The 2117-nt window shown below is 19.7% G+C and carries 1 protein-coding gene; it reads left to right on the top strand.

Annotated elements, in window-relative coordinates:
- Positions 1–818 precede the first annotated feature (818 nt).
- On the top strand, positions 819–1001 hold the full coding sequence (locus T523_RS03775; RefSeq protein ID WP_042707596.1) for a hypothetical protein: 183 nt from the start codon (positions 819–821) through the stop codon (positions 999–1001).
- Positions 1002–2117 lie beyond the last annotated feature (1116 nt).

Genomic DNA, 2117 nt, shown 5'->3' with positions numbered 1-2117 from the left:
ATGTATTATTAGGAACAATACTCATACAGAACTCCGATACATCAAAAACAGGCCTACAAAAGCTATCACAAATGTGAAAAATTCAGGCCCCTAAAGTATATATATTATAGGTTTTTTAAAAATGTGTATATATTGTTAATTGTTTGTTTAAACCCTGTACTTTATTTTAAATATAAAGTATATTTTCAATTGTAAAAATATAATAAACCCATGTTTTTTAATAATTTATAATATTACTTATACACCTTTACTCAGGAGGTTGAAAATATTAAATAAAGGTTTATTTTAATCTTTTAAATATTATAATGATAATAGTTTCTTATCAAATAATAATTCATTATTTATTATAAGATAATAGTATAGTAATTCTGGCTCTTTTTCAGATTTACAGGAACTTATTGATACTAAACTAATGTTAATAAAGATTATATAAACTCTAATTCAAGTAAAGGTATGTAATTAATAATGATATTATCTTAAATGGTAATAAACATATTAATGAAGTAAATAAATCATCCATATTTATTATAAACAATAATGCAAGTTTTATAATAAATAATTTAACATTAAATATGGTAATAGTTCAACTGTAGTGGTGCAATTAATTTAAAGGGAAATATGCTTATAAACATTGTATAATTACTAATTATTCATCTAATGTTTATGGCTCTGTAATATCTTTTAAAGATAAAGTTACTAATTTAAAATTTTTGATTTAAAATATTATAATGCTTATAGATTTAATGATAATTTAAAGTAATTAATTCAATTTTTAAATCAAATTATACACCATATAAAGGTGGTGTATCTTAGTAATAATGATATTTATATCAAATATTGCTATAGATAATGGTGGTGCTATAAATTCTAAAAGAATATTATTGTTAATAAGTGTGAATTTATTAAGTTTTGATGGTTCAATTTATAGTTTTAACACTAGTAGTATAAATTACCGATTTATAAACAGTTCTGCAGATTTAAAAACTGCAAAATATACTTAAAATATTTACATTGAAAATTCTGCTTTTATTAATAATAGAAAATTTTAGATGTTGCAGTTTCTAGTCCATATTCTAGGATTAATAATAGTAATTTCATTAATAATACTGTAAAATCTTAAGATGGTGCAGTTTTAAGATTTAATGCTACTATTATTAATTCTAACTTTAAAAATATTGCAAATAATTATGGTAGAGCTATTGGCAGTTAATAATCTATAAATCAAATCTAGATTTAAAAACAATTAAGGTAATACAAGAATAATTAATTTCATATTAAAAACGATATAGGAAAATATCATAGTGTTGAATTATATCTAATAATAATAATTCCATTATTAACGATTTTATAAACTTAAATAATAATGGATTTATGGTACCGAACCATATGCCCATAAATTATTAGATAATGGTAGTTATAATATATTTAATTTTAAATCTATTATAAAACTTAGTTAATAATCAAAATCTTATTTATTTAAGATTAGTTGCTTTGATAATTTAACTATCTACCTTAAAGTTCAAAAAAAATTAGTTTAACATTTTAAATAATAAAACATTATTTTATCATTTGTTTACCAAATTGTGATTATGTTTTAAAGAACATATTATTAAAGATAAATATGATTGATTTAGGATTCATAGAACTAGACATATTTCCTAATAATAATGTTAAATCTATGTGGACCTATAATTTACCATTAGATTAATAAGATGGCTGAATTTACAGTTTTCTTTAAAACTACTTTATTGATATTACTAATTTGTAGTAACAGAATCTAATTAAACATAATATTAAATTTAATAATATAACTGAAGTTAGAAATGATACACATCTAAACAATCTTACTTTTTAAAAATTAAATAATATAAAATATTACAATCAAACATATAAAAAATATATTGGAAAATCAATTCCAAGTATTAAAATAGGTTTTACAATTATTATATTTCTAATTGCATTAGTTTCCTTAAATATTTCGTTTAAAAGGAAGTGTAATTATTTTTTAAATAATTACTAAAGATTTAGGGGCCTGAATTTTTGACTTGTTTTTGAGCCCTCATTTTTCTTATTTTTATATTTTTAATTATTGTATATTCTTGTTTTGTAATAATACA

It is taken from the genome of Methanobrevibacter wolinii SH (assembly GCF_000621965.1).
GTDB classification, from domain to species: Archaea; Methanobacteriota; Methanobacteria; order Methanobacteriales; family Methanobacteriaceae; genus Methanarmilla; species Methanarmilla wolinii.
This window is presented reverse-complemented; position numbering and strand designations above follow the sequence as displayed.